Source organism: Lysobacter sp. KIS68-7 (genome assembly GCF_021284745.1).
Classification (GTDB): domain Bacteria; phylum Pseudomonadota; class Gammaproteobacteria; order Xanthomonadales; family Xanthomonadaceae; genus Noviluteimonas.
Genome location: NZ_CP089925.1, coordinates 1,771,871 through 1,785,381, shown reverse-complemented (window position 1 = coordinate 1,785,381; position 13,511 = coordinate 1,771,871). Strand labels below are relative to the sequence as shown.

13 protein-coding genes are annotated in these 13,511 nt (G+C 66.1%); 6 read left to right on the top strand and 7 right to left on the bottom strand.

What is annotated here, in order from left to right; translation table 11 throughout:
* The first annotated feature begins 4 nt into the window (after positions 1-4).
* On the top strand, positions 5-760 hold the full coding sequence (locus LVB87_RS08555; RefSeq protein ID WP_232900520.1) for an SPFH domain-containing protein: 756 nt from the start codon (positions 5-7) through the stop codon (positions 758-760).
* Positions 761-819: 59 nt separating this feature from the next.
* On the opposite strand, the gene LVB87_RS08550 is transcribed toward LVB87_RS08555, so the two are convergent.
* The 4 genes from LVB87_RS08550 to LVB87_RS08535 all read right to left on the bottom strand — a co-directional run bounded on the left by LVB87_RS08550 (position 820) and on the right by LVB87_RS08535 (position 6,314).
* The gene (locus tag LVB87_RS08550) at positions 820-2,820 is read right to left on the bottom strand and encodes a M2 family metallopeptidase (protein ID WP_232897567.1); all 2,001 of its coding nucleotides are present in this window, start codon (positions 2,818-2,820) and stop codon (positions 820-822) included.
* Between the two features lie 121 nt (positions 2,821-2,941).
* On the bottom strand, positions 2,942-3,208 hold the full coding sequence (locus tag LVB87_RS08545; protein WP_232897566.1) for a hypothetical protein: 267 nt from the start codon (positions 3,206-3,208) through the stop codon (positions 2,942-2,944).
* 110 nt (positions 3,209-3,318) lie between these two features.
* Positions 3,319-5,652, bottom strand: coding sequence for a Tex family protein (locus LVB87_RS08540; RefSeq protein WP_232897565.1), 2,334 nt, complete (start codon positions 5,650-5,652; stop codon positions 3,319-3,321).
* Positions 5,653-5,738: 86 nt separating this feature from the next.
* Positions 5,739-6,314 (bottom strand): NADPH-dependent FMN reductase, encoded by a 576-nt coding sequence (locus LVB87_RS08535; protein WP_232897564.1) that lies wholly within the window; start codon positions 6,312-6,314, stop codon positions 5,739-5,741.
* A gap of 173 nt (positions 6,315-6,487) precedes the next feature.
* Here LVB87_RS08535 and LVB87_RS08530 point away from each other — a divergent pair, with 173 nt between their 5' ends.
* The gene (locus LVB87_RS08530; RefSeq protein ID WP_232897563.1) at positions 6,488-6,892 is read left to right on the top strand and encodes a type II toxin-antitoxin system PemK/MazF family toxin; all 405 of its coding nucleotides are present in this window, start codon (positions 6,488-6,490) and stop codon (positions 6,890-6,892) included.
* Between the two features lie 171 nt (positions 6,893-7,063).
* Here LVB87_RS08530 and LVB87_RS08525 read toward each other — a convergent pair whose 3' ends face one another.
* On the bottom strand, positions 7,064-7,819 hold the full coding sequence (locus tag LVB87_RS08525) for an MBL fold metallo-hydrolase (protein WP_232897562.1): 756 nt from the start codon (positions 7,817-7,819) through the stop codon (positions 7,064-7,066).
* 107 nt (positions 7,820-7,926) lie between these two features.
* Here LVB87_RS08525 and LVB87_RS08520 point away from each other — a divergent pair, with 107 nt between their 5' ends.
* Positions 7,927-8,499, top strand: a complete 573-nt coding sequence (locus tag LVB87_RS08520) for a TetR/AcrR family transcriptional regulator (protein ID WP_232897561.1) — start codon at positions 7,927-7,929, stop codon at positions 8,497-8,499.
* Here LVB87_RS08520 and LVB87_RS08515 read toward each other — a convergent pair whose 3' ends face one another.
* Positions 8,500-9,174, bottom strand: a complete 675-nt coding sequence (locus LVB87_RS08515; RefSeq protein WP_232897560.1) for a protein-L-isoaspartate(D-aspartate) O-methyltransferase — start codon at positions 9,172-9,174, stop codon at positions 8,500-8,502. It lies immediately after the preceding gene.
* A gap of 97 nt (positions 9,175-9,271) precedes the next feature.
* Between LVB87_RS08515 and LVB87_RS08510 the strand changes: the two genes are divergently transcribed.
* The 3 genes from LVB87_RS08510 to LVB87_RS08500 all read left to right on the top strand — a co-directional run bounded on the left by LVB87_RS08510 (position 9,272) and on the right by LVB87_RS08500 (position 11,960).
* Positions 9,272-10,378 carry an aromatic ring-hydroxylating dioxygenase subunit alpha gene (locus LVB87_RS08510; RefSeq protein ID WP_232897559.1) on the top strand — a complete coding sequence of 369 codons (1,107 nt, stop codon included), beginning with the start codon at positions 9,272-9,274 and terminating at the stop codon, positions 10,376-10,378.
* A gap of 35 nt (positions 10,379-10,413) precedes the next feature.
* Positions 10,414-10,698, top strand: a complete 285-nt coding sequence (locus tag LVB87_RS08505) for a hypothetical protein (protein ID WP_232897558.1) — start codon at positions 10,414-10,416, stop codon at positions 10,696-10,698.
* Positions 10,699-10,766: 68 nt separating this feature from the next.
* Positions 10,767-11,960 carry a multidrug effflux MFS transporter gene (locus LVB87_RS08500; RefSeq protein ID WP_232900519.1) on the top strand — a complete coding sequence of 398 codons (1,194 nt, stop codon included), beginning with the start codon at positions 10,767-10,769 and terminating at the stop codon, positions 11,958-11,960.
* Positions 11,961-11,964: 4 nt separating this feature from the next.
* On the opposite strand, the gene LVB87_RS08495 is transcribed toward LVB87_RS08500, so the two are convergent.
* Positions 11,965-13,497, bottom strand: coding sequence for a S41 family peptidase (locus tag LVB87_RS08495; protein ID WP_232897557.1), 1,533 nt, complete (start codon positions 13,495-13,497; stop codon positions 11,965-11,967).
* Between the last annotated feature and the right edge of the window lie 14 nt (positions 13,498-13,511).

Below are 13,511 nucleotides of genomic sequence, written 5' to 3'. Positions count from 1 at the left end.
CGCCATGCTCTCCATCGGATGCACTGTCGCCCAGCCCGAACCGGGCGACGTGGCCGTCTACCAGGACCGCCCCTACTTCTTCGGCCATGAAGGCATCCGGCCCGAGGTGCTCGCGGAAGGCCGCGACATGACCTGGCCCTCCACCACGATCATCTACGTCACCACCGCGCCGCAGACGTTGCACGTGCCGTTCCAGGACCTGTCGTCCATGGACAACATCCTGCTCGACTTCGACACGAGCGTGCAGCTGCGCGTCGTCGACGCGGCGGACACGCTGAAGCGATTCGGCCCGCACTGGTGGGAGAACAACGTGCTCTCGCCCTACAACTCGATCGTCCGCAAGGCGGTCAAGTCGGAAAAGATGGCGCAGATGATGTCCGACCCTGTTGCGGCCGAGAAGGTCGACCAGGAAGTGACGGACCAACTGCGCGAACTGGTGAAGGCCTCCGGCATCCGCGTGGAAGTGATGGCGGTGAACCTCGGCAAGGCGAAGCCGAACGACAACGTGCTGGCGCAGATGAACAACACCGCGGCCGAACAGCAGCGCAACCTGACGCTCGTGGCCGCGACGATCGCCGAGCAGCAGCGCAAGCTGGAGCAGGAAGCGACGGCGGATGCGGATAACGCGTATCGCAACAAGATGGGCTTGTCGCCGGAGCAGTACCTGGCGCGGCAGTTGGCGGAGATCCAGGCGGAGGCGTGCAAGAAGGCGATTGCGTGCTATGTCGTGCCGCAGGGGACGAACGTCGTCGCGAAGTAAGTGATTCGACTGTGGCGTAAAAAAGGCCGCCTCTCGGGCGGCCTTTTTTTGTCGGAGCCTCAGCCCCGCTTCGTTGTCGCCGCACTCGCCGGCGCACTCGCCACCGGTGTCGTGCTCCACCCACAGGTCTGGCCTTCGTTCTGCTTCTTCAGCCAATCCTGCAGCGGCGCGAAGTATTCGAGCACCGGCGTCGCGTCCATCTTGTCGCTGCCGGTCATCTCCTTCAGCGTTTGCGGCCACGGCTGGCTGGCACCGCGCGCGAGCATCGCTTCGAACTTCGCCCCCGCCGCCTTGTTGCCGTAGAAGCTGCACGCATACAACGGACCCTTGTAGCCCGCCGCATCGCACAGCGCCTTGTAGAACTGGAACTGCAGGATGTGCGAGAGGAAATAGCGCGTGTACGGCGTGTTGCCCGGCACGTGGTACTTCGCGCCGGCGTCGAAGAATTCCTCGCCACGCGCCGTCGCCGGCGCCACGCCTTGGTACTTGGCCTTCAGGTCCCACCACGCCTGGTTGTAGTTCTCGGGCTTGATCGTGCCGTCGAACACGCCCCAGCGCCAACGGTCGATCATCAAACCGAAGGGCAGGAAGGCGACCTTCGCCAGCGCCATGCGCATCTGCGCGTTGATCAGTGCCTGGTCGCTCTGTTGCTGTTCGCCCACCAGGCCAATCGACTGCATGTAGTCCGGCGTCATCGCGAGCACGATGGTATCGCCGATCGCTTCATGGAAGCCGTCATGCGCGCCGGTCTGGAAGATCGGCGGCAGCTTGTTGTAGGCCATGTAGTAATACACGTGGCCGAGCTCGTGGTAGATCGTGGTGAAGTCTTCTTCGTTCGGCTTGATGCACATCTTCGTGCGCACGTCGCCGGCCATGTTCATGTCCCAGGCATTGGCGTGGCACACCACTTCGCGGTCGCGCGGCTTGATGAACTGCGTCTTCTCCCAGTAACTCGCGGGCAGCTTGGGCAGGCCCATCGAGGTGTAGAAGTCCTGCGCGCGTTCGGTCATCGCCTTGGCGGTCGCGAGGTTGGCGGCGACCTGCATGTCGGCGAGATCGCTCGCGGTCGGATTGCCGGTGTGCTTGGCGAGCGCGAGGTTGTACTGCTGGCGCTGGATGTCCTGCAGCTTCGCGGTGACGTCCAGGTCGCCCGCGTTGGCGTAGGGCTGCAGCATGTCCCACAGGTTGCTCCAGTCCTGCTGCCACATGTTGCCCATCAGGTGCGCCGGCAGCATGCCGCCGGCCACTGCGCCGCGGTCGCCGTACTTCGCCGTCAGTTGCGTGCGCGCGTAGCAATGCAGTTGTTCGTAGAGCGGCTTGACCTGCGCCCACAGGCGATCGGTTTCCGCGGCGAATTGCGCGGGCGTCATGTCGTAGCCCGAGCGCCAGAGTTCGCCGGTGTCGGCGTAGCCCATGTCGCGCGCGCCGACGTTGAGCAGTTCGGCGAAGCGCGTGTAGTCCTTGCGCATCGGTTGCGCGGTGGAGTGCCAGCCTTGCCAGGCGTCGAGCTGCGCGTCGTAGTCGCGGTTGGTGCGCAGCACGTCTTCGAGTTCGCCGAGCTGGCGGCACTGCTGCTGCGGGCCCGCGCCCTTGCAGTAGGTGCCCTTGCCGTACATGCCTTCGAGCTTGGAGGCGAGCTTGGTGAGTTCGGCGAGCTGCTTGGGATCCTTCGGCGGCGGCATCGAGACTTGCGTCTTGAGCAGCATGATGGCGCGCGCGGTGTCGGGCGACATCGGTTGGCCTTCGAACTTCTTCGATTGCTCGATCCACCCGCGCAGCTGCGCGAGGTTGCGTTCGTTGGCCTTGGCGGCGACCAGTTCGCTGTCGTCGGTGATGTAGGTGGACGAGAGCCACTGGGCGGAGGTGAGTTCGGGGTAGCCGGCGCGGATTTCGTTGTTGACGCGGGCGATGAACTGGTCGGCCGTCTCGCCTTCAGGCGGGGGCGTGGTGGCGACGCCGCCCGGGGTCGGGGCGGCGGATTCCGGCGCTTTCTTGCATCCGGCGAACGTGAGCACGGCGGCCGAGACGGCGAGTGCGAGCAACAGGTGGCGTGGCTTCACGGGGTGGGTCCTGCCTGGGGCGCCGGAAGGCGCGTCGGGGGGCAGGCTATGGGGTTGGGGGTGAAGGGCGCAACCCTTGCCGCCTCGGGCTGATGTGCCACGTCAGAGGGGCTCGCGGCTCCTACCCCGCCGGGGCTTTGACGTCGCCGTTCTCGCGTTGCTGCAGGATCTTGGCCACCTGTGCGTCGGCGGCAACCCGATGCTGCAGCGACTTGCACATCTCGATCCCAGCCGATGTCAGTTCGAGCCCTTCATCGTTCTCAGCTACCAACCCGCTCTCGATCATTCTGTCGCGAACGACGGAGTCATCATCGGTCAACGCCTCGTGTCGAGAGATTCTTTTCAACACCTCGAGCAAGGCGAGTTCTTCTAGCGAAATTGCATCCATGGCCGTCCAGGGTTGCGGAAACGCGAGGCGTTGCCCAAGCGGAACTATATCAAGCGAAGCTTTTGGACGACGGTGTGGGGTCCGCATTCAGACTTGCCTGCGGCACCCCGTCAGTCCCGCTTCGCGCGCGCAAACGCAGCAGCCAGCGCATTGTTCGCGGGCGGCTGCGCAGCTCTCGGGTCACGCGCGCCACGCGCATCGTCGCGCTTTCCACTGACGGGCGCATCGCGCTTCGGTTCTCGCGCGGGCGCCGGCGTGTCGTCGAGCCGTCGAGTGAGCGCAATGCGCTTGCGCTGCACGTCGACCTCCAGCACCCGCACCTTGACGATGTCGCCCGATTTGACGACCTCGCGCGGGTCCTTGACGTACTTGTCCGACAACGCCGAGATGTGGATCAACCCATCCTGGTGCACGCCGATGTCGACGAACGCACCGAACGCAGCAACGTTGCTGATCACGCCTTCGAGGATCATGCCGACCTTGAGGTCCTTGAGGTCCTCCACGCCTTCTGCGAATCGCGCGGCCTTGAACTCGGGGCGCGGGTCGCGGCCCGGCTTCTCCAGTTCCTTGATGATGTCGCGCACGGTCGGCACGCCGAACTGTTCTTCGGTGAACTGTTCCGGCTTGAGGCTGCGCAGCAGCGCGGTATCGCCGATCAGTTGCTTCACTTCGCGCCCGCACTTTTCCAGGATGCGCGCGACCAGCGGATAGGCTTCGGGATGCACCGAGGAGGCATCGAGCGCTTGGTCGCCATCGGCGATGCGCAGGAAGCCTGCGCACTGTTCGAATGTCTTCTCGCCGAGCCGCGGCACCTTCAGCAAGGCCTTGCGGTTCTTGAACGCGCCATTCGTGTCGCGATACTCGACGATGTTCTCCGCGACCGTCGACGATAGACCCGAGACGCGGGTAAGCAACGCGGCGGACGCGGTGTTGACGTCCACGCCCACGGCGTTCACGCAGTCTTCCACGCGCGCATCCAGGGCGCGCGCGAGGCGGTATTGGTCGACGTCGTGCTGGTACTGGCCGACGCCGATCGCCTTGGGTTCGATCTTCACCAGTTCGGCGAGCGGATCCTGCAGGCGCCGCGCGATCGACACCGCGCCGCGCAGCGACACGTCGAGGTTCGGGAATTCCTTCGCCGCGAGTTCGGACGCCGAGTACACCGACGCACCGGCTTCGCTGACGACGAGCTTCTGCATTCCACCATTCGGCATGCGCTGGATCAGCTCGCCGGCGAGCTTGTCGGTTTCGCGCGATGCAGTGCCGTTGCCGATCGCAATCAGCTCGACGCCATGCTTCGCGCACAACGCATGCAGGACCGCGAGCGATTGATCCCATTGGCGCCTGGGTTCGTGCGGGTAGATCGTTTCCGTCGCGACCACCTTGCCGGTGCGATCGACCACGGCGACTTTCACGCCGGTGCGCAGGCCAGGATCGAGACCGAGCACGGCCTTCGGGCCGGCGGGTGCGGCGAGCAGCAGATCCTTGAGGTTGTCGCCGAAGACCTGGATCGCTTCGGCTTCCGCTTTCTCGCGCGCCTGCTGGAACAGGTCGAGCAGCAAGTGCAGATGCAGTTTCGCCTTCCACGCCAGGCGGCAGGTGTCCTGCAACCACTTGTCCGCCGCCCGTCCCTGCGCCCTGATGCCGACGTGGTGCGCGATGCGTCCTTCGGCCAGCTGGTGCCCGGCGTCGGCGTCCGTGCCGGGATCGAGGTCGATGTACAGGATTTCTTCGCGGCGCGCGCGGAACAGCGCAAGCAGGCGATGCGACGGAATGCGGGCGAGCGATTCGCGATGATCGAAATAATCGCGATACTTTGCGCCTTCGTTTTCCTTGCCTTCGGCCACGCGCGCGCGGATCACACCCACTTCGTGCAGCCAGGCGCGCAGTTCGCCCACGAGCGCGGCGTCCTCGCCCCAGCGTTCCATCAGGATCCAGCGCGCGCCGTCCAGCGCAGCCTTCGTGTCGGCCACGCCCTTGTCGGCATCGACGAAGCGCGCGGCGCAGTCCTCCGGCGCCAGCGTCGGATCGGCCAGCAGCGCGTCAGCGAGCGGCTCCAGGCCGGCCTCGCGCGCGATCTGCGCCTTGGTGCGGCGCTTGGGCTTGTACGGCAGGTAGAGGTCTTCCAGGCGCGACTTGGAATCCGCGGCCTCGATCTCCGCCCGCAGCGCATCGCTGAGCTGGCCCTGCTCGGCGATGCTCGCCAGCACCGTGGCCCGGCGGTCCTCGAGTTCGCGCAGGTAGACCAGGCGCGTTTCAAGGTTGCGCAATTGGGTGTCGTCCAGGCCCCCGGTCACTTCCTTGCGGTAGCGCGCGATGAAGGGGACCGTGGCGCCCTCGTCCAGCAGGGCGATGGCGGCCTGGGCCTGCGAGGCCTGGGCGCCGATCTCGGCGGCGATGGTGGACGCGATCTGGCGGGCGAGCTGCGGGGAAAACTGGGGCATTCGGCGTTCTGCGGGTTGCGGCGGTTCTGGCCCGATTGTGGCAAGGCCTTTGGCGCTTCGTAAGGATTGACAGAGCGGCCCGCTCCCTACACCGGCTTGCGCGGATGCACCGTCAGTACGCGCTGGATGAAGGCGATGTATTCCTTGAGGTAGTTGTGCAGGAACTGCCGGGTGCTTTCGTCGGTGACGTTGTCGTCGTCGTCGATCAGGCCGGGCTTGAATTGGATGTAGGCCTCGACCGTGTTCATCAGCGGCGAGTTGCAGAAGCACAGCACGCCGCGCAACTGCTGCTGCGCGACCGCGGTGCCGATCGAGCCAGGTGAAGTGCCGATCAGACCCGACGGCTTCCGCGCGAAGGAGTTGTGCCCATACGGACGGCTCGCCCAGTCGATCGCATTCTTCAGCGCACCCGGGATGGAACGGTTGTACTCGGGCGTGACGAACAGCACCGCATCGACATCGGCGATCGCCTGCTTGAACTTGCGCGCGACCTCGGGGAAATCCTTGTCGTAGTCGTAGCTGTAGAGCGGCAGCTCGCCGATCGGGATCTCGTGCATCACGAGGTGTTTCGGCGCGAGCTTCGTCAGCGCCCTGGCGAGCTTGCGGTTGATCGACGCCTTGGCCAGGCTGCCGACGAGATAACCGACGCTATACGTTTCCATTGCCGCCTCCACATCGCTGCCGAATGGGGAGTGATGCCGGAGGGGGCGTTAGCAGGGCGTGCAGGTACGGCCGACTCGCGATCCGGAGACTGATCGCATCGCGATTGCGCTGCCGTCGCATTTGCACGCGCTGTCGAATGGCGCACGCTCGATGCAGGAGATCGAGCGCGTCGATGGGCATCAACTACCACCCGGATTTGGGCGAAGCGCTGTGGTGCGACTACTCAGGCATGGCGCCAGAGATGATCAAAACGCGCATCGCGATCGTCATTGTGCCGAGGGCGTGCCAACGCGCTCGCCTGACAACGGTCGTTCCATTGAGCACGACGCCGCCGCAGATCGTCCGACCTTGGCATGTACGGCTCGATCGGGATCCCTTGCCAGGGGGAGGCGCGGGCGATGTGTGGGCCAAGTGCGACATGATCAACGTCGTGTCATTCGACCGTTTGCGCGGGTACTTCCGACGTTGGAGAGGCAGGCGTGAGTACTACAAGATGAAGGTCTCGCTCAAGGAACTCGAGGCCATCCGGCAAGGCGTTTTGAACGCATTGGGACACCCGTGGCAGGAGCACTTGTGATGAGTTCCGCACGCAGGTAGAGTCCGCCGCGTCCCCGCTCTGCGGGCTAAAGTCCTTCGGTCAGGTGCGCCCCCCGGAGGCAGGCTGGAAGGCGTGGCCAAGCCAACCAGCCTGGGTCGATCAGAAGCCGCCCGAGAGGGCGGCTTTTTGTTGGTCCTGTTGCCGCGTGGATTACGCGGCCACGGCCTGATCGATTGCCACGCCACGAAGCGACGCCCTTCGATCGTAGTCATCCGCCAACGCCCGCAACGCACTCGCGCCATCGCCCGCATACGACGGCCCGTGCATCAACGCCAGCGTCCGCGGCGCCAGCGCCGACAGCGACCGGATCGTCGTCCCCATGTTCGGATTCAACGACGAATACCCGAACATGTCTTCGCCCACGAGCGCGGGCCCAACGATGTCGCCATGGATCAGCGCCGGCGCTTTGCCGACCTGCGTGAACAAGTCACCGCACAGCAGCGTGCCACTCGACTCCTCGTACATCACGCCGGCGTCCCACCCGTGCGGCGTATGCGGCGTATCGAGGTAACGCACGCGCTTTCCGCCGCCCAGGTCGATGACCTCGCCGTTCTTCAGCATGCGCGGCGCGCGGTCCGCGAGGTCGTTGAGCGACACCATCACGGCGATCTCGCCATGCGCCACCTGCGCATCGGGCGCCACCGCGAGCCACTCGTTCATTGCGCCGCACTCGTCGGCTTCCACGTGCCCGAACGAGATCCAGCGCAATCGCGAGGGCGCGATGACGCGACTCACGGCCTCCTGCACCAGCGGGAACATCTTCCGCGGGCCGGTATGGAACAGCAGCGGTTCGTCCCCGAGGACCAGGAACTGGTTGAAGGTGAAGCCGGCGGGCGGTGCCACGTCGGGCACGAAGGTCGACAGCCGGTAGATGCCATCCGCGATTTCATCGACTTGGGTTTGCATGGGGCCGTGCTCGCTGGGGAGGGGGCGCCCTATTTGGGCGAACGCGAATGTGCTCCCAATATCCATGCTTGTCAATATGGCCGAACACAGGTGTATAGTGAATCCACATGACCCGCACATACACCCTCGGAAAGCGAGCTGAGCAGCAGGCCGATACGCGGCGGCGGATCGTCGAGGCGGCCGTGGCCCTGCATACGGAAGTCGGCCCCGCGCGCACGACCTTCAGCATGGTCGCCGAGCGCGCGGGCGTGCAGCGCAACACCTTCTATTCGCACTTCCCCGACGAGCGCACGTTGCTGCTCGCCTGCTCCGCCCTTTCGCTGGAACGCGATCCCTTGCCCGATGCCGATGCATGGCGCGCCATCCGTGATCGCAACGAACGTCTCTCGACGGGCCTGTCCGCGCTTTACGCCTGGTACGAACGCAACGCCGACCTCACCGGTTGCGTGCTGCGCGATGCCGACGCGCAACCGTTGGTGCGCGAGATCGTCGAATTGCGCTGGGCGCCCTATCACGTCGCCTACGACGAAGTGCTCAGCGAAGGCCTCGGCGCACCCGCACGCGCCCTGCTCCGCCTTGCGCTCGATTTCTTCACCTGGCGCAGCTTGGTGCGTGATAGCGGACTGACGCCGGAACACGCCGTGCGCACGATGGTCACTGCGATCAGCGCCGCACGCTGATCACGCACGCCACGCGCTCGGACCGTCGTCCGGCCAACCGTAGGTGCCGATCAACGGCACGAACGCCACGTGGTCGGTCCACAGCTCTTCGAAAGTCACTTCGTCAACGCGGGTCACGCGCACCAGTTGCTGGTGATGCAGCGACTGCCCCACCGGCATGACGAGTCGACCACCGATCGCGAGTTGCACGCGCAACACATCCGGTACATCGGGCCCGCCTGCGGATGCGAGGATCGCATCGAACGGCGCCACCTCCGGCCATCCCGCCGTGCCATCGCCCGTGCGCACTTCGATGTTGTCGTAACCCAGTGCGACGAAACGCCGCCGTGCGAGCTCCGCAAGTTGTCCGACACGATCGATGGTGAACACCCGTTCTGCGATCTGCGCCATCACCGCCGCCGCATAACCGGACCCCGCTCCGATCTCCAGCACGCGATCCCCGTGCGCTATGCGCGCAAGTTCGATCATGCGCGCCACGATGTAGGGCTGCGAAATCGTCTGCCCCGCCGCGATCGGCAGCGGTCCGTCCTCGTAGGCGTACTCCAGCATCGCCTCGTCCACGAAGCGCTCGCGCGGCACGTGGCGCATGGCCTCCAGGATCCCGAGGTCGTGGACACCCCGTGCCGCGATCTGCCGCCGCACCATGGACTCGCGCTGGATACCGAAATCGCGCATGGGCAAGCACCCCTCCGCAGCGACCGTAGCGCGGGGCCGATCACAGGGGCGTGACCCATCACGGACGCGCCGACGGGCCGCGCGGCATACTTCCGCAATGACGCGCACGACCTCCCGCCCCGCCGTTCCGCCGCCGCCTTCGGACCTCGATCCGCAGCCGCTGGACCACGCCACCGCCCTGCCCGCGCGCTTCTATGCCGATCCCGCGTTCGTCGCGGTCGATCGCGCGCTGATCTTCGATCATGGCTGGCAACTCATCGCGCACGTGTGCCAATTGCAGAACGCGGGCGATCACGCGATCGCCGATTTCGCGGGCCTGCCGGTCATCGCGGTGCGCGGTGCGGACGAGGTCATTCGCGTCTTCCACAACGTGTGCCGCCATCGCGCCGGCCCGCTCGCGCAATGCGATGGCCTGGGGGCGAAGGCGCTGCGTTGTCGCTACCACGGTTGGACGTACACGCTCGACGGCACCTTGCGTTCCGCGCCCGAAATGAGCGGCGCGCCGGACTTCAACGTCTCCGACGTGAAGCTCCCGCAACTCGCGGTGCGCGTGTGGCAAGGCATGGTGTTCGCGTGCGTGGATCCGACGCGCTCCCCGGATTTCGATGCATTCGTCGCCGGCATCGATGCACGCATCGGCCCCGATCGTGGACTCGAACATTACGGCCATCACCATCGCGTCGGGTACGACGTGCCGTGCAACTGGAAGGTGTACGTCGACAATTACCTGGAGGGCTACCACGTCCCGCACATCCATCCGGGCCTCAACCGACTGCTGGATTACCGCAGCTACGTCACCGCGACGGCCGAGTGGTATTCGTTCCAGTGGAGCCCGCTGGAAAGCGACGACAGCCTCTACGGCGGCGGCGACGCGCTGTATTACTGGATGTGGCCCAACACGATGCTCAACATCGTCCCCGGCCGCCTGCAGACCAACCGCGTGATCCCCAAGGGCGCGGACCGATGCCGCGTGGAGTTCGACTTCTACTACGCGATGGACGAGAGCGACGCCGGCAAGGCGCGTCGCGCGGCGGACCTGAGCTTCAGCGACGAGGTGCAGGTGGAGGACCTGACCATCTGCGAGGACGTGCAGCGCGGATTGTCGTCGGGCTCCTACGTCCCCGGGCGGCTCAATCCGCTGCGCGAGAACGCGGTCCACCATTTCCACGAGCTGCTGCGGGCGACGTACAGGAACGGCAAGTAGAATACGGCGCACGTTCACAAGCCCAAGGGGTCGCCATGCGTCTTGCCCTCATTGCTTCCGCCCTGCTTCTCCTCGCGCCCGCGCTGCATGCGCAGGACGCGAAGAAGACCTTCACCGCGACCGGCGCGTCCGAAAAGGCCGCGTGCGATGCCGCCAACAAGCAGGCGCGCGATTGGGTGAAGCAAGGCAAGTCCGCGGGCCGCGCGCGTTCGCTCGCGGGCGACGGCCAGTGCACGTGCACCGCCGCCGGTGCGCAGCAGTCGTGCAAGCTCGAGGTCCCCGTGACCGACGAACAGCGCGAGGAAGAAGAGGAACGCTGATCGTGGCTGGGCCAGGGACGGCAACACTTTCCACGCGTCGCCTGGCCGTCCTCCTCGGCGGGCTGGCGATGTTCGGCCCGTTTTCGATCGACACGATCTTCCCGGCGTTCCCGCAGATGGGCGCCCAGCTCGCCGCCGACAAGGTGGCGATGCAGCAGACGATCAGCGCCTACCTCATCGCCTATGCGCTGACGAGCGTGGTGCACGGGCCCTTGTCCGATGCGATCGGCCGCCGCCGCGTGATCCTGGGCGGCCTGGCGGTGTTCGCCGTTGCGTCGGTCGGCTGCGCGCTCGCGCATGACCTGACGACGTTGTTGTGGTTCCGCGGCCTGCAGGGATTGAGTGCGGGCGTCGGGCTTATCGTCGGCCGCGCGGTCATCCGCGACGTGCTGCACGGGCACGACGCGCAACGCCTCATGAGCCAGGTGTCGATGATCTTCGGCATCGCGCCCGCCATCGCGCCGGTGATCGGCGGTTGGATCCTGGGATGGTCGGCGTGGCCGATGATCTTCTGGTTCCTGGTCGCGTTCTCCACGCTCTTGTGGTTCGCCACGTTCGTGGCGCTGCCCGAAACGCATCCGCCACAGGCGCGCTTGCCGCTGCGTGCGAAGCCCTTGTTGCGCGACTACGTTGCGATCTTCCTCAATCCGCGTTTCCAGCGGCTCGCGGCGGCGGGCACCTTCAATTTCGGCGCACTGTTCCTCTACATCGCCTCGGCCCCTGCCTTCGTGATGGACCTGATGCACCTGGACCAACGCAGCTTCGCGTGGTTCTTCGTGCCGATGATCAGCGGCATGATGCTCGGCGCGTACGTGTCGGGCCGCATCGCGGGCAGGATCGACGGCACCCGCCAGGTGCGCATGGGGTTTGCGTTCTGCGCGCTCGCCGTCTTCGCGAACATCGGCTACAACCTGCTGGTGCCGCAGCCTTCCGTGCCGTGGGCCGTGTTGCCGATGATGCTCAACTCCTTCGGCATCGCGCTGGTCTTTCCGATCCTCACGCTCGCCATCCTCGACATGTATCCGCGCCAGCGCGGCAGTGCGTCGTCGCTGCAGGCCTTCTGCGGGCTGGTGTCGAACGCTGTGATCGCTGGCGTACTCTCGCCCTTGCTCAGCCATTCCGCGATGCACCTGGCGCTGGGCGCCGCGGTCTTCAGCACGCTGGGCTGGTTGTTCTGGCGTTGGGAGTCCAGCGCGAATGCGCGCATGCCCGCCCCCATCGCGGGCGAGTCGGCGGCGCTGGAACCGACCGAGCGTCTCTGACGCGTCAGCAGTGCTTCGGCGTTTTCTGCGCCGGCACCTTGCCGCTTTGCTGCAGGTCGGCGATCCACTTTTCGATGGAAGGCGTGTCCCACGCATCGCCCGTCCAGGCGAGCGACGGCGCGTAGGTTTCGTTGTGGCCGCGTGCGCGGTCGCGGTAGACCTTGGTCGCATACACGATGGTGCCGGTACCACTCGGCAGCGGGCGACGGGCGACGTCCATGTACGCGGTGTCGCCGCTGGTCTCGCCACCCACGTGCACGACGTTCGGCGCGCACAGCATCAGGTCCGCGAAATCCAGGCACGCGCTCGCGCAATTTGCATCGGTGAGGAAGAACACGCGACCGTGGTACGCAGGATCGGGGCGCGGCGCAGGCGTGGTGTTTGGCGCGCCGTAGACGGCACGCTGGATCGCGCGATCGTCGAGCAGCTTGTCGCCGCGCGCAACGGCCGAATCCAGCGCCGCGACGATGCGTTCGAAGTAGCGGTAGTCGCCCGATTCCTTGCCCGCACCTTTCGCCATGCGCGGCAATTCGTTGCGGAAGTGATCCGCCGTGGCCTGCGACACGCGGAACTCGACGTACGTGTTCGCCTGCTTGCGCGTCGCCTCGTCATCCATCCACTTGCCGAAGGCCTCGCCGTAGATCGCCGCGAGGGTGGCGCTGCCCCAGTAGGAGCTGCCGCCGCCGTTGCCGCGCACGTCGACCACGATGTAATCGCTGTCGCGATGCGTGGCGAGTTGCGCGAGCACGGCCTTGGTCGCGTCGATCTCCGTGCCCTGCAGCGTGAAGCTCGGCAGGCTCACCCACGTGCCGTTGCCGGCGACCGCACGCACGCCCAATGGCGGCGGTGCGCCCGTGCGTGCGGCCGCCAGCAACGGCGCAAGGCGATCCCACTGCGCGCGTCGCCAATCCAGCGCGATCGTGTGTTCACCGCTTGCGCTATGGAACGTGCAATTCGCCGGTGACGCAGGCTTCTCGGTGGATGTGTCGACCAGCAGGCGCGGCGCGGACACCACGCGACTGCTGCGGATTTCCGGATTGCCGTAGAACGGAGCCACGCGGCGCGCATACAGATCGTCGGCGCCGACGCCGTCGCAGGCCACCAGCACATCGCCTGCATGGGGCGAGGCGACATCGCTCGCCACCGAGTGCACGCGCCACGCGTTGTCGCGCCAGGCCATCACGAAACCAGGCCACCACGCGCGGCTGGTTTGCATGTCGAGATTCAACGACAAGTGCCCGTCGTGGAAGCCGTTGACGTAGGCGCGCAACGCACTCTCGTACCCCGGGAAATCGGTCGCCTTCGCCGCAAGCGCCATCGCTTCGTCGTAACCCTTCGCATTCCATTGCGCGAAGGCCGGATTGCGCGTGTCCAATGGCCCGGGATGGCGCTCGCCGATCGTGTCGCGGATCGTCGCCAGGTCCTGTTCCGCCATGTGCCGCCACGCCGAGTCGTTGCCCGTGACGGCCACCGTGGCGGCCGCGACCAGGCCGCACACGGCAAGCAGCAGGAAGAACAGCGCGGGGCGGAGATCCATGGCGTGGGAGCGAG